Below are 17,271 nucleotides of genomic sequence, written 5' to 3' on the forward strand. Positions count from 1 at the left end.
ACGTTTTCACCTACAGACTATTTCGCCAGCTCAGCTTTAACCGCTTCCACAAGGATGGGATCTTCCGGTGTCATATCCGGAGCAAAACGCTGGATAACGACACCATCACGGCCAATAAGGAATTTTTCAAAGTTCCACAGGATATTTTCTGGTTTCAGCGGCTGGCGGCCTTTACTGGCAAGACGCTCATAGAAAGCACTATCTTGCGGTTTTACTGCTTCAGGGCGCGCCGCAATCAGGGCGGAATAGAGCGGGTGGCGGTTTTGCCCGTTAACATCGATTTTGCTGAACATCGGGAATTTCACGCCAAAATTGGTGGTGCAAAAGGTTTTGATCTCATCTTCGGTACCCGGTTCCTGCGCACCAAATTCATTACAGGGAAAACCCAGCACCTCAAAGCCTTGTTCATGCCAGGCCTGATAGATTTTTTCCAGGCCCTCATACTGCTTAGTCAGACCACACTGCGAGGCCACGTTCACCACTAACAACACAGAACCTTTATATTCGCCAAGCGTCGTCGTTTCGCCATCAATGGTTTTCAGGGAAATATCAAAAATATTGTTACTCATCGTTTTTATCCTGATAGTTGTGGGTTAGGTAATGAGAGAGCATAGTCGCCCCTTCGTAAATAATCAGCGGATTTGTCCGATCCTGACTAATAACCAGATGAAAACCGGCGCGCCCAGCGTGGCTGTCACGACCCCGATGGGCAACTCCGCAGCGTACAGGCCAATGCGCGCCAATACATCAGCCAGAAGTAAAACGGATGCACCGCAAAGCGCGCAGGCAGGCAGTAAATATCGCTGATCGGTAATGCCTGCAAGCCGCAAAATATGCGGGATAACCAGCCCGATAAAACCTATCACACCCGACAATGCAACACTCAGCCCAACCATCCATCCGACGGCGAGGACCAAAATATAACGCCAACGGGTAAGCGATATGCCCAATTGCTGCGCCTGCTGGATCCCGAGCGAAAGCAGATTCAGCGTTTTCCCCTGAAGGAGCAGCCACAACAAAACCGGCAGCAGCATCAGACAAAGCCATATTTGGCTCCAGTCTGCACCACCAAATCCCCCCATCATCCAGTACATCAGTTGCCGCAAATCGAGATTACTGCTGAAGTAAATTGCCCAGGTCATTAACGCGCTGCAAGCAATACCAATCGCCACGCCGACCAGAAGCATCCGGGCATTGGTCAGAAGGCGTTTACGAGAGAGATATAACAGGAAAAATGTGACGATTAATGCGCCGGCAACGGCGGAGAGGCTCATAGCCCATACAGGTAAAAAACCGTGGCTGCCCATCACACAAAATACCAGCGCAACCCCTGCGCCATTTGCTACACCGAGTAAACCAGGTTCAGCCAGCGGGTTTTCAAAAAGCGACTGCATAACGGCTCCGGCGACAGCGAGACTTGCACCAACAAGAATCACTGCAACAGCACGAGGCAGGCGTAGCTGCCAGACAAAAAGGCGTGCCTCGCTGCTAAGCCATTGGGCCGGCCACAGCCAGTTTTCACCCGCACTCAGGCTAAATACACATATGAGCAACAACAGCAGACTTAGCCCAAACAGCCAGCGGCGACCGTGACATTTCTGTCGTTTTTCAAGAGCAAAATAAGTCTGCGGGATAGGCATTAATAGTAGGTTCCTGAACTGTCTGGAATTTTCTATCCTACCGATATTAAACAGTTAGCTCTACCAGTGAGCACGGGAATGGTGAAATTAGGACGAAAAAAAGCCGGTGACTGAGCACCGGCCTGAGGCAAGATTTGGCTTGCGGGGGTTGAACTAGTGTCCCTGATGACCATCAGGTGGGATAGGCTGGCCATTCCCCTGGTGATTGTCATGCCCGCCCTGAGGGCCATTGCCTCCTCCCTGATGACCATTATTGTCATGACGGTCACCGCCGTTGGAATGCCCCTGATTGTGCGGCTGAGGCCTTGACGGTGGGTTTGAATGCCCGCGCTGTGGCGGCCTGGATTCCCAACGGTCACCATGCCAGTACATTCCATGTTCATTACGATCGCCGTAATGATGCCCCTGATGTTCATGCCACCATTGTGGTGGGCGCCAGTCATAGCCATCCCAGTAGTAACCACGCTGGTCCTGATCTCCGAGATGGAGCGATACACCAGGAACGTTGACGTCAATAGAAACATTTGCCTGCGCAATCACAGGCAAGGCCAGTGCACAACACAGCAATAAGAGAGTTTTTTTCACGATAGGTCACGCCTTGTTTATTTTTTATGACGTGTTTTTTATATCAACAGGGAATAGAAGTTAACATGAGAAATAAGCGCATTTTCGGATAACTTGCCGAGCCCTTACAATAAAAATACAAATATATCCTGATTGAAATAACTCAACAGAATGAAGATTATTATCTATTCAATTCTTATTACGACTCTAACAAATCTTAACGTAAGTCTGACAACAACGCTGTTGCGATCTCTTTATACTCGCCTTGTTTATTCAAACAAAGGAAGTCCTTATGCGTCGTATTTTAGCTTTATTTAGTGTAGCTCTGGTCGTCGTCAGCCTCAGCGGCTGTTTATTCCCGCCATTTTGGGGCCCTGGTGGTGGCGGTCACGGTGGTGGTCATGGCGGCGGTGGTCCGGGTGGGCCACGTATGTTTTACGACCACTAATATAACTTTCTAATCTAACTCTATTATTTTCAGGTCACTCGTCGGGAGAATAAATGCGTGCGCATTTTAACCTGAATATATTGAATTATTTTACTTAGGGGCTTCGGCCCCTTTTTAATTATCACGCCGGCACATCAGATAATAATTGCATTTCTCACTCTGGCCTTGAAATTTAATCTATCAGACTAATCCTGAAGCGCCCACCTCTTTAACACTATCTTTTCACTTTCTGTGCTAATAACTTAAAAGTGTTAAATCCCCTCTCATATTTACGTGAAGGTGCTCACAAAAAGAAGGGAAAAAAAAGGCCGCTTTCGCGGCCTTTTTGATGATTTCACTTATTCTTTCGGAGTGGCATTCTCTACACGACTTTTCAATTTCTGTCCCGGACGGAAAGTCACCACACGACGCGCCGTGATCGGAATATCTTCGCCGGTTTTCGGGTTACGTCCCGGACGTTGGTTTTTGTCACGCAGATCAAAATTGCCAAAGCCAGACAGTTTTACTTGTTCGCCATTTTCCAAAGCACGACGGACTTCTTCGAAAAATATTTCAACAAGGTCTTTGGCATCCCGTTTGCTCAGCCCGAGCTTCTCAAACAGGTGTTCTGACATTTCAGCTTTAGTAAGCGCCATAGGTTCAATCCCTCAAGGATGCTTGGAATCGCTGTTTTAGAGCCTCTACGCATTTTGCAACGGTAGCGGTGATCTCCTCTTCTTCCAGTGTACGGGCGGTATCCTGCAACACCAGACTGATAGCCAGGCTCTTACAACCCTCAGCTACGCCCTTGCCACGGTACACATCAAACAAGTTTACGCCAACTACCTGATTTGCGCCAACTTTCTTGCACTCTGCCAAAATATCGTCTGCGGGCACGTTTTCAGCCACAACAACAGCGATGTCACGACGGTTTGCCGGGAAGCGAGAAATCTCTTTCGCATCAGGCAGTACGCGGTCTGCGACCTTATTCCACAGCAGTTCGAAGACGACGGTACGACCATTGAGATCGAGTTTACGTTCCAGTTCCGGGTGTACTACACCAATGAAACCAATACGTTCGCCGTGTAAATAAATCGCTGCGCTCTGCCCAGGGTGCAGTGCAGGATTTGATTCAACCTTGAACTGTACGTCGTTCATTTTGCCGGTAAGCTCAAGAATAGCCTCAAGATCACCTTTCAAATCGTAGTAGTCAACTGCCTGACGCGCCAGATCCCAATGCTCTTCATTTTTCGTGCCGGAGATCACGCCAGACAGCATGACGTCCTGACGAACACCCAAATCAGCTTGAGTATCAGGCACAAAGCGCAGGCCACTTTCGAATAAACGTACGCGACTTTGCTGACGATTTTGGTTATTGACGACAGCAGTCAGCAAACCAGACCACAGAGAAAGACGCATTGCCGACATTTCAACAGAAATCGGGCTTGGCAAAATCAGCGCTTCTTCGCCCGGATGCAGTAATGTCTGCACTTTAGGATCAACGAAACTGTAGGTAATCGCTTCCTGGAAACCACGGTCAACCAGAAGATTTTTCACACGTTTCAGCGACAAATTGGCTTCACGGTGTTTGGTCATCACCAGGCTGGCTTTCACCGGTACATCCGGAATATTGTTGTAACCGTAGACACGGGCAACTTCTTCCACCAGGTCTTCTTCAATTTGCATATCGAAGCGCCAGCTCGGTGCGACAGCCACCCAGTGATCACCTTTATGCTGAACCTGGCAACCCAGACGGGTCAGAATGTCCGTTACCTGCGCATCTTCAACGTGATGGCCAATCAGGCGATCCAGTTTTTCACGGCGCAGGGTAATGGTTGCTGCTTTAGGCAAATCAGCTTCTGACGTTACGTCAACAACCGGTCCTGCTTCGCCACCACAAATGCTCAGCAGCAACGCGGTTGCGCGTTCGATAGCTTTGAATTGCAGTTGCGGGTCTACGCCACGCTCATAACGGTGTGAGGCGTCAGTGTGCAAGCCCTGGCGGCGTGCACGACCAGTGATCGACAACGGCGCAAAGAATGCGGATTCCAGCAGCACGTCCTGAGTTTCATTGTTAACACCAGAATGCTCACCGCCGAAAATACCGGCCATCGCCAGTGCTTTCTCATGATCGGCGATCACCAGCGTGTCTTCGTTCAGTTTAGCTTTCGTGCCATCAAGCAAAGTCAGCGCTTCGTCTTTTTTCGCCATACGCACAACGATACCGCCATTGATGCGGCTCAGGTCGAAGGCGTGCATGGGCTGACCGAGTTCAAGCAATACGTAGTTAGTGATATCAACGACGGCATCAATTGAACGCGTACCGCAGCGGCGCAGTTTTTCACGCATCCACAACGGCGTTGGTGCCTTCACGTTGATACCTTTGACTACGCGGCCCAGATAACGCGGACAAGCCTGCGGTGCCTGAACATCGATAGAAATAGCGGCATCGATAGTAGCTTTAACCGGATTCATTTCCGGCTCAACCAGCGGAAGCTGGTTAATCACCGCAACGTCACGCGCCACGCCCAGAATCCCCAGACAATCCGCACGGTTTGGCGTCACGCTGATTTCAATAGTCGTGTCATCCAGTTTCAGGAATTCACGAATATCGGTACCAACAGGCGCGTCCAGCGGCAACTCGATGATGCCATCGTGATCGTCTGAGATCGCCAGCTCAGAGAAAGAGCACAGCATCCCTTCAGAGGGTTCGCCACGCAGTTTGGCTGCCTTGATTTTGAAATCACCCGGCAATACCGCGCCCACGGTGGCAACGGCAACTTTAAGGCCCTGACGGCAGTTTGGTGCGCCACAAACGATGTCCAGCAGGCGATCTCCGCCGACGTTTACTTTCGTTACACGCAGTTTGTCAGCATTCGGGTGCTGACCACATTCGACCACTTCACCCACCACGACACCGTTAAATGCGCCTGCGACGGGCTCAACGCCATCAACTTCCAGGCCGGCCATGGTGATTTGGTCAGATAATGCTTCGCTGCTGATGGCTGGGTTTACCCACTCACGCAACCAGAGTTCACTGAATTTCATGTGATATTCCCGCCTTACTTAAACTGTTTGAGGAAACGCAGATCGTTTTCGAAGAATGCACGCAGATCGGTCACGCCATAACGCAACATAGTCAGACGCTCCATCCCCATACCGAAGGCAAAACCGGAATACACTTCCGGATCAATACCGACGTTACGCAATACGTTCGGGTGCACCATGCCGCAACCCAGCACTTCCAGCCATTTACCGTTTTTGCCCATAACGTCAACTTCCGCAGAAGGCTCGGTGAACGGGAAATAAGAAGGACGGAAACGGATCTGCAAATCAGCTTCAAAGAAGTTGTTCAGGAAATCGTGCAGCGTACCTTTCAGGTTGGAGAAGCTGATGTCTTTATCAACGATCAACCCTTCCATCTGATGAAACATCGGGGTGTGCGTCTGGTCGTAATCGTTACGGTAAACGCGGCCCGGTGCAATAATGCGGATTGGCGGTTGCTGGCCTTGCATCGTGCGGATCTGAACGCCGGATGTCTGAGTACGCAGCAGGCGTTTAGCATCAAACCAGAAAGTATCGTGGTCAGCACGCGCAGGATGGTGACCCGGGATATTCAGGGCATCAAAGTTATGATAGTCATCTTCGATTTCCGGACCAGTTTCGACGGTAAAGCCGAGTTCACCGAAGAATGTCTCAATACGATCAATCGTGCGGGTTACCGGGTGCAAACCACCGTTTTCGATACGACGGCCAGGCAGGGAAACATCAATCGTTTCTTCCGCAAGGCGCGCATTCAGCACAGCAGATTCCAGCGTATTTTTCCGCGCATTCAGGGCTTCCTGAACCTGCGTTTTCGCTTCGTTGATAACCGCGCCCGCAGCCGGACGCTCTTCCGCTGGCAATTCACGGAGGGTAGTCATCTGGAGTGTCAGGTGGCCTTTCTTACCCAGATATTCGACACGCACGTTATCCAGCGCGGCGATATCCTGAGCACTCTCTACGGCTGCCTTGGCATTGGCAACCAGCTCTGCGAGATGTGGCATTGCTTTCCTCTTCTTCTGGCCAATATGGCCCGATGTAAAATAACCGTGATTAATCAGGGGCGCGATTTTGACCCTGAACCTTAACGTATAAAGCACAGATACAAAAAAGCCTCCACGAGGGAGGCTTAGGCGCTACTTTTCGTTTCTTCTCTTACGCGCGAAAGCCTTCCTGAGTCAGGCGCTAAAGTAAAAAAAGAAACGGAAAATAGCAGCATTCATGCTTGCGTTACCTTAATGATTATCTGTCTTGTACAGGGATGTAAACGTAACTGTCAGTATTAAACAACGAATCAGTATGTTTTTAAACAGAAAATATAAAAGAGGGAGCAAGCTCCCTCTTTCACCTGACTTACGCCAGTGCTGCTTTCGCTTTTGCGACCAGAGCGGCAAATACCACTTTGTCGAATACTGCGATATCAGCCAAGATCTTACGGTCAATTTCAATAGAAGCTTTTTTCAAGCCGTTAATGAATTTGCTGTAAGACATGTCGTTCTGACGAGCTGCTGCGTTGATACGCGCGATCCACAGCTGGCGGAACTGACGTTTCTTTTGACGACGGTCACGGTAAGCGTATTGACCAGCTTTGATAACAGCCTGGAATGCAACACGATATACGCGAGAACGGGCACCGTAGTAGCCTTTCGCCTGTTTTAAGATTTTCTTGTGACGTGCACGTGCAATCACACCACGTTTTACGCGAGCCATATGCTCTCCTGAGTTTTATATTCTAGATTAAAAAAAGTGTATTTATGCGTACGGCAGACATGCAGAGACCAGACCCAAATCGTTCTTGGATACCAGGCCTTTTGGACGCAAGTGACGTTTACGCTTAGTAGCTTTTTTGGTCAGAATATGACGCAGGTTTGCGTGCTTACGCTTAAAACCACCGTTGGCGGTTTTTTTGAAGCGTTTAGCGGCGCCGCGTACTGTTTTGATCTTTGGCATTTTAAATTCCACTTCGCATTGTTATTAACATGAATCAGAAAGGCGAATCCAGCATGCGCAGTGCGAACACCGCGCAGCAGGATTACTTGGAAGCCTTACTGTTTCTTCTTAGGTGCGAGCACCATGATCATCTGACGACCTTCGATCTTCGTAGGGAAGGATTCGACAACGGCCAGCTCAGAATCTTCACACAGGTCTTTACGGACGCGGTTAAGCACTTCCATACCGATCTGTTGGTGCGCCATTTCACGCCCACGGAACCGCAGGGTGATTTTGGCTTTATCGCCATCTTCCAGAAAGCGAATCAGGTTGCGTAGTTTGACCTGATAGTCGCCATCATCGGTACCAGGTCGGAATTTGATTTCCTTAACCTGAATAACTTTTTGTTTCTTTTTCTGCTCTTTGGTCGACTTGCTCTTCTCGTAGAGGAATTTGCCGTAATCCATGATTCGACAAACTGGCGGCTCGGCATTCGGACTGATTTCTACTAAATCGACGCCCGCTTCCTCAGCTTTTTCAAGAGCTTCATTCAGACTGACAATACCAATCTGCTCGCCATCGACGCCGGTGAGGCGAACTTCTTGCGCGCGAATCTCTTTGTTAATGCGATTAGGACGCGCCGGTTGAACTCGTTTTCCGCCTTTAATACTTTATTCCTCCAGTTGATGAAGACTTCTGCTGCGGATTTCCGCCAGCAGTTTGTCAACGACTTCGCTAACATCCATGCTTCCTAAGTCTTTGCCGCGGCGAGTACGAACAGCAACTTTGCCTGATTCGACCTCTTTATCGCCACAAACTAACATGTAAGGAACACGGCGCAGCGTGTGTTCGCGGATTTTAAAGCCAATCTTCTCATTTCTCAAGTCGGCTTTAACGCGAATGCCTGCATCTTGCAGTTTTTTAGTTAATTCTTCGACATACGGCGCTTGTGAATCAGTAATGTTCATGATCACAACTTGCACCGGCGCCATCCAGGTCGGGAAGAACCCGGCGTATTCTTCGGTCAGAATACCGATGAAGCGCTCCATGGAACCCAGGATAGCACGGTGAATCATTACCGGGACCTGACGGTCGTTGCTTTCGCCAATATAAGAGGCGTTCAAGCGACCAGGTAATGAAAAGTCGAGCTGCACGGTACCACACTGCCACGCACGATCCAAACAATCATGCAAGGTAAATTCAATTTTCGGACCGTAGAACGCACCTTCACCCGGCTGATATTCGAATTCAATCTTGTTTTCGGTCAGTGCTGCGGCCAGGTCATCTTCTGCCTTAGTCCACATTTCGTCAGTACCAATGCGCTTTTCAGGACGGGTGGACAGTTTCACCACAATCTTTTCGAAGCCAAAAGTGCTGTACATGTCATAGACCATGCGGATACAGCTGTTCACTTCGTCGCGAACCTGCTCTTCAGTACAGAAGATGTGGGCGTCGTCCTGAGTGAAACCACGAACACGCATCAGGCCGTGCAATGCACCAGACGGCTCGTTACGGTGGCAGCTGCCGAACTCGGCCATACGCAATGGCAAATCACGGTAGGATTTCAGACCCTGATTGAAGATCTGAACATGCCCCGGGCAGTTCATCGGTTTGATGCAATATTCACGGTTTTCAGAAGAAGTGGTGAACATCGCTTCTTTATAATTTTCCCAGTGACCGGTTTTTTCCCACAGTACGCGGTCCATCATGAACGGACCTTTCACTTCCTGATAGTCATAAGACTTCAGTTTCATGCGTACGAAGGCTTCCAGCTCACGGAAAATAGTCCAGCCGTCGTTGTGCCAGAACACCATGCCTGGCGCTTCTTCCTGCATGTGATACAGGTCGAGTTGCTTACCGATTTTACGGTGATCGCGCTTACCGGCTTCTTCCAGACGCTGAATGTAAGCATTCAGTTGCTTTTTGTCTGCCCATGCGGTGCCGTAGATACGTTGCAGCATTTTGTTATCGCTGTTGCCACGCCAGTATGCACCGGAAGTTTTCTGCAGTTTGAAATGATGGCAGAAACGCATATTTGGTACGTGCGGACCCCGGCACATATCCACGTATTCTTCATGATGATACAGGCCCGGACGATCGTCATGGCTGATGTTTTCGTCCAGAATCGCGACTTTGTATTCTTCACCACGGCTTGCAAAGGTATCGCGCGCTTCCTGCCAGCTGACTTTCTTTTTAATAACGTCGTAATTCTTTTCAGCCAGTTCGTGCATGCGCTTTTCAAGCAGTTCGATGTCTTCCTGAGTGAGCGTGCGATCTAAATCGACGTCATAGTAGAAGCCATTATCGATAACCGGACCGATAGCCATTTTGGTATCTGGCCACAATTGCTTGATGGCATGACCCAAAAGGTGCGCACAGGAGTGGCGCAAAATTTCAAGACCGGCTTCGTCTTTAGCGGTGATGATCGCCAGTTGTGCGTCGGTTTCAATCAGATCGGTTGCATCAACCAGTTCGCCGTTAACGCGACCAGCGATACAGGCTTTCGCCAGACCCGGACCAATATCAAGAGCAACATCAAGAGGAGAAACGGGGCGATCAAAAACGCGCTGGCTTCCGTCAGGAAGAGTAATGACAGGCATGTTAATTCCTTAATCTACAGTGGTGCCCCACACGACAGAGCACATCTAGAAAAATATTTGAGTTTAATTTCATGTAGTTATTCACGCTATTCGGCTTTACTTTGCCAAATATAGGCACCCTGGAATACATCACGTAATTGTATCGGGATGCGACGTGAAAACAGACAGCGAGTTTACCACCTGTAAAGTGCGAATTTCCAGCAACCTGTGTTGCTTAAGATGGATATTTTTCGTGTAATCCCCTCCGTACAAGCTAAGGTAAACACAAACGCTTTTCAAAAGGGAAATTTATGTCAGAAGTCAGCCTGTTATTTCAGGCCATTGGATTGGGTTTAGTGGTGATTCTTCCGCTGGCGAATCCTTTAACCACCGTTGCTCTCTTACTTGGGCTATCCGGAAACATGACAGCGCAGGAGCGAAATCAGCAGTCGCTGATGGCCTCGGTGTACGTCTTCATCATCATGATGGTCGCCTACTACGCCGGACAACTGGTGATGAATACCTTCGGGATTTCAATTCCTGGCTTGCGTATTGCGGGTGGCCTGATTGTCACATTTATCGGTTTCCGAATGCTTTTCCCTCAGCCACACGTTGAAGAAAAAGTGCTGATGGAAAACAAAACCGAGGAGATGAAACGGCAGGATTCACCGAATATCGCGTTTGTGCCGCTGGCGATGCCAAGCACCGCGGGCCCGGGTACTATTGCGATGATTATCAGCAGCGCATCAACTATCAGAGAAGGTTCAGATTTTCCTCACTGGGTAATTTTAGTCGCGCCGGTGCTGATTTTCTTTCTGGTCAGCCTGATTTTATGGCTCACATTGCGCAGTGCGGGCGGAATTATGCGTCTGGTTGGGAAAAGCGGAATTGAAGCGATTTCGAGGCTGATGGGGTTCTTGCTGGTCTGTATGGGCGTGCAGTTTGTGATTAACGGTGTGACTGAAATTATTGCTCATTTCCCGCCAGCGGCCTGATCAGCAACTGGCGGGAAACGGGGCTCAACGCATCGCCAGATAGGCGCTGTTCACTTTCCACAGATAACGCGGAGCTTGTGGCGCCGGATGTTTCTGCTGCACATGCTGGTAAAACTCTTGCGGGGACATCTGATTAATTTTCGCAATTGCGTATGTTTTATCTTTCGCGAAAGTTCTCAGTAAGGCCCCTGCCCCGTTAACGTAGGCCACCGTCGTTGCATAACGACGGGTTTCCGGGTTACTGATCCCTGCCAGTTGCTGTTGCAGAATACTCAGATACGCCGTGCCCAAGTCGATATTCATCGCCGGGTCTTTCAGTTCATGAGCGCTGGGTTGCCCATAACGCCCTTTCATCCGGTAGGCATCGCGTCCTGCCGTTGAGGCCTTTAGCTGCATTAACCCAATCGCATTCGATCTGCTGACAACGGTTGGGTTATATCCAGATTCGACCTGAATGATTGCTTTAACAAGTGTTTCGTCAACGCCGTAAGTATTTGCCGCCTGGTGAATTACATCACCATAAGGCCCCGGATGCATTAATGAAGTATCACTTTGCGGCGGCGGTGACGGATTCAAAAAATGCGTGGTCTGAACCGGTGTTTCTTTAGCGCAACCCGCCAACAATAGCGCAGCCATCAAATAAAGAATGTTTGGTTTCACGTTATCTCTCTCGCGACTGGGACGAGATGTAGCATATACATCTTCTTCCCACACCTGAATATATTTTTAGTCTATTATTATTATTGTTTTGTTAAACAAGGGGGTTAGAGCTGTGTCGATAAGACAATTCCGGTTATAAAACGCCTTTCACGTCACATATTCTGAAAATAACAGATTCATTGATTACACTCTCAGTTCAGCCACGTCGTAATTTGCATAAATTAACATCACCATCTGATTCAGCCGTGCGCCGGATCGGGTTTTTAAAGCAGAAATCACGCTAACTTAATGAATTATCGGGCCAGTCAGAAGGGGTAATACCATGTGGCAAGCCGTCAATCGTTTGTTGAGTGAACACCTGGGCAGTGCTGAAATCCGCGAACGTGTTGAACTGCCGGGGGGCGAAATTCACCCGGCCTGGCGGCTAAGCTACGGCGACAGGGATGTATTTGTGAAATGTAATGTGCGCGAAATGCTCCCCATTTTCGCAGCTGAAGCCGATCAACTCGCCCTACTTTCCCGCAGTCAGACGGTTCGCGTACCTGCGGTTTATGGCGTCGGCAGCGATCGTGATTACAGTTTTCTGCTATTGGAATATATTCCGCAGAAGCCTCTGGATGCCCACAATGCCTATGTTTTAGGGCAGCAGCTTGCCGCATTGCATCAGTGGAGCGAACAGCTGCAATTCGGCCTTGATTTCGATAATGAGCTGGCGACGTTGCCGCAACCCAACAGCTGGCAGCGGCGCTGGGCGACATTCTTTGCCGAACAGCGCATCGGCTGGCAGCTGCAGTTGGCAGCGGAAAAAGGAATGACGTTCGGCAATATCGAAGATATTACTGCGATGGTCTATGCCCGTTTACAGAACCATCAGCCACAGCCTTCTTTATTGCACGGCGATTTATGGCCGCATAACTGTGGCCTTTCAGAACACGGCCCGGTCATTTTCGATCCCGCCTGTTATTGGGGCGACAGGGAGTGCGATTTAGCCATGTTACCGCTATACCCTAATGTTCCCTCACAATTATATGATGGCTATCAGAGTAAAACTCCACTTCCCGAGGACTTCATCTCAAGGCAACCCGTGTATCAATTATATTATCTGCTTAACCGCAGTAATTTATTTGGGGGGCAGCATCTGGTTGTGGCGCAAAGAGCCGTCGAGAGACTGTTACACGAAGATATTACTTAGCAAGATTAATACTTCAAAGGATAAGGCCTGAATAAGTCGTTTATTCAGGCCTTAGTTATTACGCCACGGGGAATATCTTAAAGATATGCACTGTGTTTCATCACACAATTAAACCTAATAGTTTCAAAATGAAATAGGCAATAACGGCAATAATGATAGGTAAAATATACAACGGAAAATACTGCACCAGAATAGTGTGCCGTGGGATCACAACACGCTCTTCAATCTGGGGACGGGTACGCCCTTCAGCGCCTTTCGCCTGTTCAAGAATCAACTGATCCTGGATGCCTTCACGAATGTGTTTCACCTGACGGGACATTCTTGCACCTGAGGCCTGAAGCGCCAGACCGACAAAAATCAGCCAGTAAATAATGAAAAACATGATATTTGCACCGGTGATCCCCTGGCCTAACGCGGGCACGGGTGAGTTGTACCAAAAGATATTAAGAAATGAAGTGTTGAATTTCACCATGTCTGCCATTACGTGGACGAAATCCAGCATAACAGCATTGATGCCCTGTTCTGTTTTTGTATGCTCATTGATGAAACTAATCAATGAAATCAACGTTGAAAGCAGCGCAGGGATAAAAATGATCCATCCTGCAATCCGTTTAATCACGGCCACACGTCCAGCTTGTTGGTACGTCATGAATTCCCCTTGTTAGGACACCTTAAGCAACTGCCTAAGTTTACCCACAGAAGGTATTCTCCGCCCAATGTTTTAATAAGTTACCCAACACTTTCCCTGAAACGGTGATTTCACCCATACGGCGGCCAATGATAGAGTAAATGCCTATTCACTCTAAGGGAGTCCGGTTTCATGGCTTATGTCCGCCCTGTTAATGCTGCAATTTTCGATATGGATGGGCTGTTAATTGATTCGGAGCGCCTGTGGCTTCAGGCCGAACTGGACGTTTTCAGTGGTCTTGGCGTCGATATTACCCAACGGCATTTGCTGCCGGATACGCTGGGTTTGCGCGTCGATCAGGTCGTCAGAATGTGGTATCGGACACTTCCATGGCAAGGCCCCGATCAGGTTGCAGTCTCCTCCATGATTATTGCCCGCACCATAGAATTGGTAGAACAAACCCGCCCTCTGTTGCCCGGCGTGAACTATGCTCTTGAGCTATGTCGCGATCAGGGGCTGAAAATTGGGCTCGCTTCTGCCTCGCCGTTATTTATGCTCGATACGGTACTGGAAATGTTTAACCTGCAATCCTATTTTCAGGTCCGCGTGTCTGCCGAAAAACTGCCTTACAGCAAACCCCATCCGGAGGTCTATTTACAGGCTGCCGGGCAGTTACAGGTCGATCCTCTGAACTGCGTAACCCTGGAAGATTCATTCAACGGTATGATTGCAACCAAAGCTGCGCGCATGCGTTCAGTGGTTGTTCCTGATCCTGAATACAGTGACGATCCACGTTGGGCACTCGCCGACACAAAACTGTCTTCACTTGAAAAGCTGCTTCCAGCCCATATCCGCTAAGTTTCACGCGCAGCAGCCCTCCGCAGCTGCGCAGCATCCTCCCTTCCCCAACGTTGCCTATTTCTCCTGCAGTATTACCACATGCTGCACTTAATTTCATAAAGCTTGAACTACCTCATAAAATAAATAAAACGTTATTTCATTTTTATTGAATTCATATGCCATTGAACCTATGCTGCGTTTAACAAGGACGAGCCGGGAGCTCTCCTGCTTCTGTACGTTGTCACTGCCACGCTACGCTCAGACTTGCCCGGCACGTCCTCCTTTATTGCAATCCTATGAGGGGCACCGACATGCAAGTTCGTCAAAGCATTCACAGCGACCACGCCAAAACGCTTGATACCGCAGAATTACGCCGCGAATTTCTCATTGAGAAAATCTTCGAAAAGAATACCTATACCATGACTTACAGCCACATCGACCGCATCATCGTCGGGGGTGTAATGCCAGCAGAAAAAACAGTCTCCGTGGGTGATGAAGTCGGTAAGCAGCTTGGCGTGAGTTATTTTCTCGAGCGTCGCGAGCTGGGCGTGATCAATATCGGCGGGCCGGGGCTTATCGTGGTCGACGGAACAACTTATGAAATTGGTCATGAAGAAGCGTTATACGTTGGCAAAGGCGCGAAACACGTTGAATTCAGCAGCGTTGACGCAGCCAAACCCGCGAAGTTCTACTACAACAGCGCCCCTGCACACACGGCATTCCCCAACAAGAAAATCACGCTGGCTGAAGCGTCGCCGCAAACCATCGGCGATGCAGCGACCAGTAACCGTCGTACCATCAATAAATTTATCGTGCCCGACGTTCTGGAAACTTGCCAACTGACGATGGGACTCACAAAGCTGGAAGAAGGCAGTCTTTGGAATACGATGCCTTGCCACACACATGAACGCCGGATGGAAGTGTATTTTTACTTCAATATGGAAGAAGAAACGGCCGTATTTCATATGATGGGGCAACCACAGGAAACGCGTCATTTACTCGTTCATAACGAACAGGCCGTCATTTCGCCAAGCTGGTCAATTCATTCCGGTGTAGGCACGAAAAACTATACCTTCATCTGGGGAATGGTCGGCGAAAACCAGGTATTTGACGACATGGATCACGTCAAAGTCAGCGAACTGCGCTAATTCTCTTGCTCTGCTATCAAACGCAGAGCAAAAACATCTTTTTATGGCTAACGTGCCACAGCAAAAGAGACTCTGAATATGATCCTCAACGCATTTGAATTAAGCCGCAAAGTCGCGATAGTGACCGGCTGTAACACCGGACTGGGTCAGGGTATGGCGCTGGGGCTCGCCCAGGCGGGTTGCGATATTGTGGGCATCAATGTCTCTTCACCTGTAGAAACTGCAAGAAAAATCAACGCCCTTGGTCGCCGGTTTCTCGATCTGCGGGCAGACCTGAGCAGTATTCAAGGTATCCCGGCGTTGATTGAAAAAGCCGTAGATGAATTTGGCCATATCGATATTTTGGTAAACAACGCCGGTATTATTCGCCGGGAGGATGCCATTGAATTTAGCGAAAAAAACTGGGACGACGTGATGAACGTTAACAGCAAGACATTATTCTTTATGTCTCAGGCGGTAGCAAAACAGTTCATTAAACAAGGCAACGGCGGCAAGATCATTAACATTGCGTCCATGCTTTCCTATCAGGGTGGGATTCGGGTTCCCTCCTATACTGCGTCAAAAAGTGCGGTGATGGGGATGACACGGCTGATGGCCAATGAATGGGCAAAATTCAATATTAACGTCAATGCTATTGCCCCCGGGTACATGGCGACCAACAACACAGAACAACTTCGTGCAGACGAAGATCGGAGTAAAGAAATTCTTGACCGGATCCCCGCTGGCCGCTGGGGTGTACCCGAAGATGTCATGGGGCCAGTGGTATTTTTGGCGTCTAAAGCATCCGATTATGTCAATGGTTACACGATTGCCGTAGATGGCGGTTGGCTTGCCCGATAGACTGTTGATACGTGACACTTAAAAGGCGTATTTTTGTACGTCTTTTCCTTTTTTATCATGCCGTTGACAAATAGTTACAGGGTGTCTCTTCCAAGATTGTGACAGTTTCACTTATACTGGATAAAATAACAGTTATTCAGTTCGGAAGCGTCATGACGGCGGAAGGCCATCTCATTTTCTCAATTGCCTGTGCAGTATTTGCTAAAAAGGCACAGCTCTCCCCTGAACTGGCGCAGGGTGACTGGTGGCATATTATCTCCGGGTCCCTGCTTACCTGCCTGTTACCCGATATTGATCATCCAAAGTCAGTTTTGGGTCAGCGCCTCAGGTGGCTTTCTCATCCCATCGCCAGGGCTTTTGGACACCGTGGTTTCACGCACAGTCTGCTGGCTGTAGCTGGCGGAATTTTCCTGCTACGAACACACTTTCCACACGACTGGGTTATTCCTGCCGATGCCTTCCATGCAATGATCATCGGATATCTGAGCCATATTCTTGCCGATATGCTGACACCTGCTGGCGTACCTCTGCTATGGCCCTGCAGATGGCGCTTTCGCCTGCCCGTGATAAACAGTCAGAAGGGTAATCAACTGGAGCGCGTACTCTGCCTGTTCCTGGTCGGAGTGACACTTTTTTGGCCTGACTGGACGCCCATTATTGGTGCAATAAACCCCAGCATTTTTAATCACATTCTGAAAATGTTTATCTGAAAAGTGCAAAATATGGTTAATTTGGCTATTAACCATACCAATCTGAATTAAAAGTTATAACACATTCTTTTTGGATA

The 17,271-nt window shown here is 49.0% G+C and carries 20 protein-coding genes and 1 other annotated feature; of the genes, 7 read left to right on the plus strand and 13 right to left on the minus strand.

Annotated elements, in window-relative coordinates; translation table 11 throughout:
• Window positions 1-17 precede the first annotated feature (17 nt).
• The 3 genes from CWS43_RS11555 to CWS43_RS11565 form a co-directional block, all read right to left on the minus strand.
• Window positions 18-569 carry a glutathione peroxidase gene (locus CWS43_RS11555; RefSeq protein WP_101077096.1) on the minus strand — a complete coding sequence of 184 codons (552 nt, stop codon included), beginning with the start codon at window positions 567-569 and terminating at the stop codon, window positions 18-20.
• A gap of 63 nt (window positions 570-632) precedes the next feature.
• Window positions 633-1,640: a vitamin B12 ABC transporter permease BtuC gene (gene btuC, locus CWS43_RS11560; RefSeq protein WP_101077097.1), complete on the minus strand. Its 1,008-nt coding sequence runs from the start codon at window positions 1,638-1,640 to the stop codon at window positions 633-635.
• 153 nt (window positions 1,641-1,793) lie between these two features.
• Window positions 1,794-2,225, minus strand: coding sequence for a DUF2502 domain-containing protein (locus tag CWS43_RS11565; RefSeq protein ID WP_101077098.1), 432 nt, complete (start codon window positions 2,223-2,225; stop codon window positions 1,794-1,796).
• Between the two features lie 271 nt (window positions 2,226-2,496).
• Between CWS43_RS11565 and CWS43_RS27390 the strand changes: the two genes are divergently transcribed.
• The gene (locus CWS43_RS27390; RefSeq protein WP_198555821.1) at window positions 2,497-2,652 is read left to right on the plus strand and encodes a hypothetical protein; all 156 of its coding nucleotides are present in this window, start codon (window positions 2,497-2,499) and stop codon (window positions 2,650-2,652) included.
• Window positions 2,653-2,990: 338 nt separating this feature from the next.
• Here CWS43_RS27390 and ihfA read toward each other — a convergent pair whose 3' ends face one another.
• The 8 genes from ihfA to thrS form a co-directional block, all read right to left on the minus strand.
• The gene (gene ihfA / locus CWS43_RS11570; protein WP_004089944.1) at window positions 2,991-3,287 is read right to left on the minus strand and encodes an integration host factor subunit alpha; all 297 of its coding nucleotides are present in this window, start codon (window positions 3,285-3,287) and stop codon (window positions 2,991-2,993) included.
• Between the two features lie 4 nt (window positions 3,288-3,291).
• Entirely contained in the window at window positions 3,292-5,679 is a 2,388-nt protein-coding gene (pheT, locus tag CWS43_RS11575; RefSeq protein WP_101077099.1) for a phenylalanine--tRNA ligase subunit beta, read from the minus strand.
• A 14-nt stretch (window positions 5,680-5,693) separates the two neighbouring features.
• Window positions 5,694-6,677, minus strand: a complete 984-nt coding sequence (gene pheS / locus CWS43_RS11580; RefSeq protein ID WP_101077100.1) for a phenylalanine--tRNA ligase subunit alpha — start codon at window positions 6,675-6,677, stop codon at window positions 5,694-5,696.
• A gap of 99 nt (window positions 6,678-6,776) precedes the next feature.
• Window positions 6,777-6,901 (minus strand) — a sequence feature (Phe leader region).
• Complete coding sequence (pheM, locus tag CWS43_RS27225) at window positions 6,852-6,896, minus strand: pheST operon leader peptide PheM (RefSeq protein ID WP_106120997.1); 45 nt, start codon at window positions 6,894-6,896, stop codon at window positions 6,852-6,854. (Overlaps the previous feature by 45 nt.)
• A 125-nt stretch (window positions 6,902-7,026) precedes the next feature.
• Entirely contained in the window at window positions 7,027-7,383 is a 357-nt protein-coding gene (rplT, locus tag CWS43_RS11590; RefSeq protein ID WP_101077101.1) for a 50S ribosomal protein L20, read from the minus strand.
• Between the two features lie 42 nt (window positions 7,384-7,425).
• The gene (gene rpmI, locus CWS43_RS11595; protein WP_013576135.1) at window positions 7,426-7,623 is read right to left on the minus strand and encodes a 50S ribosomal protein L35; all 198 of its coding nucleotides are present in this window, start codon (window positions 7,621-7,623) and stop codon (window positions 7,426-7,428) included.
• Between the two features lie 95 nt (window positions 7,624-7,718).
• Window positions 7,719-8,270, minus strand: coding sequence for a translation initiation factor IF-3 (gene infC / locus CWS43_RS11600; protein WP_013576136.1), 552 nt, complete (start codon window positions 8,268-8,270; stop codon window positions 7,719-7,721).
• A gap of 3 nt (window positions 8,271-8,273) precedes the next feature.
• Window positions 8,274-10,202 (minus strand): threonine--tRNA ligase, encoded by a 1,929-nt coding sequence (gene thrS, locus CWS43_RS11605; protein WP_101077102.1) that lies wholly within the window; start codon window positions 10,200-10,202, stop codon window positions 8,274-8,276.
• A gap of 290 nt (window positions 10,203-10,492) precedes the next feature.
• Between thrS and CWS43_RS11610 the strand changes: the two genes are divergently transcribed.
• Entirely contained in the window at window positions 10,493-11,176 is a 684-nt protein-coding gene (locus CWS43_RS11610) for a MarC family NAAT transporter (protein WP_101077103.1), read from the plus strand.
• Between the two features lie 24 nt (window positions 11,177-11,200).
• Here CWS43_RS11610 and CWS43_RS11615 read toward each other — a convergent pair whose 3' ends face one another.
• Window positions 11,201-11,836 carry a transglycosylase SLT domain-containing protein gene (locus CWS43_RS11615; RefSeq protein ID WP_101077104.1) on the minus strand — a complete coding sequence of 212 codons (636 nt, stop codon included), beginning with the start codon at window positions 11,834-11,836 and terminating at the stop codon, window positions 11,201-11,203.
• Window positions 11,837-12,158: 322 nt separating this feature from the next.
• Here CWS43_RS11615 and CWS43_RS11620 point away from each other — a divergent pair, with 322 nt between their 5' ends.
• Window positions 12,159-13,028 carry a fructosamine kinase family protein gene (locus CWS43_RS11620; RefSeq protein ID WP_101077105.1) on the plus strand — a complete coding sequence of 290 codons (870 nt, stop codon included), beginning with the start codon at window positions 12,159-12,161 and terminating at the stop codon, window positions 13,026-13,028.
• A 100-nt stretch (window positions 13,029-13,128) separates the two neighbouring features.
• Here CWS43_RS11620 and CWS43_RS11625 read toward each other — a convergent pair whose 3' ends face one another.
• Complete coding sequence (locus CWS43_RS11625; protein ID WP_101077106.1) at window positions 13,129-13,677, minus strand: YniB family protein; 549 nt, start codon at window positions 13,675-13,677, stop codon at window positions 13,129-13,131.
• 171 nt (window positions 13,678-13,848) lie between these two features.
• Between CWS43_RS11625 and hxpB the strand changes: the two genes are divergently transcribed.
• From hxpB to CWS43_RS11645, 4 genes are all read left to right on the plus strand, one after another.
• Window positions 13,849-14,514, plus strand: coding sequence for a hexitol phosphatase HxpB (hxpB, locus tag CWS43_RS11630; protein WP_101077107.1), 666 nt, complete (start codon window positions 13,849-13,851; stop codon window positions 14,512-14,514).
• Window positions 14,515-14,807: 293 nt separating this feature from the next.
• Window positions 14,808-15,644, plus strand: coding sequence for a 5-dehydro-4-deoxy-D-glucuronate isomerase (gene kduI / locus CWS43_RS11635; protein WP_101077108.1), 837 nt, complete (start codon window positions 14,808-14,810; stop codon window positions 15,642-15,644).
• 78 nt (window positions 15,645-15,722) lie between these two features.
• A complete protein-coding gene (gene kduD, locus CWS43_RS11640) occupies window positions 15,723-16,484 on the plus strand; it encodes a 2-dehydro-3-deoxy-D-gluconate 5-dehydrogenase KduD (protein WP_101077109.1) in 762 nt (253 codons plus the stop codon).
• 152 nt (window positions 16,485-16,636) lie between these two features.
• Entirely contained in the window at window positions 16,637-17,194 is a 558-nt protein-coding gene (locus tag CWS43_RS11645) for a metal-dependent hydrolase (RefSeq protein WP_101077110.1), read from the plus strand.
• Window positions 17,195-17,271: the final 77 nt, after the last annotated feature.

The sequence above is a fragment of the Rahnella sp. AA genome, from assembly GCF_002834385.1.
In the GTDB taxonomy this organism is placed as follows: domain Bacteria; phylum Pseudomonadota; class Gammaproteobacteria; order Enterobacterales; family Enterobacteriaceae; genus Rahnella.

What these genes read in the sequence shown, in the direction of transcription:
- hxpB (WP_101077107.1), top strand. Translation starts at nt 13,849, where the DNA reads ATGGCTTATGTCCGCCCTGTTAATGCTGCAATTTTCGATATGGATGGG.
- CWS43_RS11620 (WP_101077105.1), top strand. Translation starts at nt 12,159, where the DNA reads ATGTGGCAAGCCGTCAATCGTTTGTTGAGTGAACACCTGGGCAGTGCT.
- rpmI (WP_013576135.1), bottom strand. Translation starts at nt 7,623, where the DNA reads ATGCCAAAGATCAAAACAGTACGCGGCGCCGCTAAACGCTTCAAAAAA.
- thrS (WP_101077102.1), bottom strand. Translation starts at nt 10,202, where the DNA reads ATGCCTGTCATTACTCTTCCTGACGGAAGCCAGCGCGTTTTTGATCGC.
- CWS43_RS11625 (WP_101077106.1), bottom strand. Translation starts at nt 13,677, where the DNA reads ATGACGTACCAACAAGCTGGACGTGTGGCCGTGATTAAACGGATTGCA.
- kduI (WP_101077108.1), top strand. Translation starts at nt 14,808, where the DNA reads ATGCAAGTTCGTCAAAGCATTCACAGCGACCACGCCAAAACGCTTGAT.
- pheS (WP_101077100.1), bottom strand. Translation starts at nt 6,677, where the DNA reads ATGCCACATCTCGCAGAGCTGGTTGCCAATGCCAAGGCAGCCGTAGAG.
- CWS43_RS11645 (WP_101077110.1), top strand. Translation starts at nt 16,637, where the DNA reads ATGACGGCGGAAGGCCATCTCATTTTCTCAATTGCCTGTGCAGTATTT.
- CWS43_RS27390 (WP_198555821.1), top strand. Translation starts at nt 2,497, where the DNA reads ATGCGTCGTATTTTAGCTTTATTTAGTGTAGCTCTGGTCGTCGTCAGC.
- btuC (WP_101077097.1), bottom strand. Translation starts at nt 1,640, where the DNA reads ATGCCTATCCCGCAGACTTATTTTGCTCTTGAAAAACGACAGAAATGT.
- pheT (WP_101077099.1), bottom strand. Translation starts at nt 5,679, where the DNA reads ATGAAATTCAGTGAACTCTGGTTGCGTGAGTGGGTAAACCCAGCCATC.
- rplT (WP_101077101.1), bottom strand. Translation starts at nt 7,383, where the DNA reads ATGGCTCGCGTAAAACGTGGTGTGATTGCACGTGCACGTCACAAGAAA.
- CWS43_RS11555 (WP_101077096.1), bottom strand. Translation starts at nt 569, where the DNA reads ATGAGTAACAATATTTTTGATATTTCCCTGAAAACCATTGATGGCGAA.
- kduD (WP_101077109.1), top strand. Translation starts at nt 15,723, where the DNA reads ATGATCCTCAACGCATTTGAATTAAGCCGCAAAGTCGCGATAGTGACC.
- ihfA (WP_004089944.1), bottom strand. Translation starts at nt 3,287, where the DNA reads ATGGCGCTTACTAAAGCTGAAATGTCAGAACACCTGTTTGAGAAGCTC.
- CWS43_RS11610 (WP_101077103.1), top strand. Translation starts at nt 10,493, where the DNA reads ATGTCAGAAGTCAGCCTGTTATTTCAGGCCATTGGATTGGGTTTAGTG.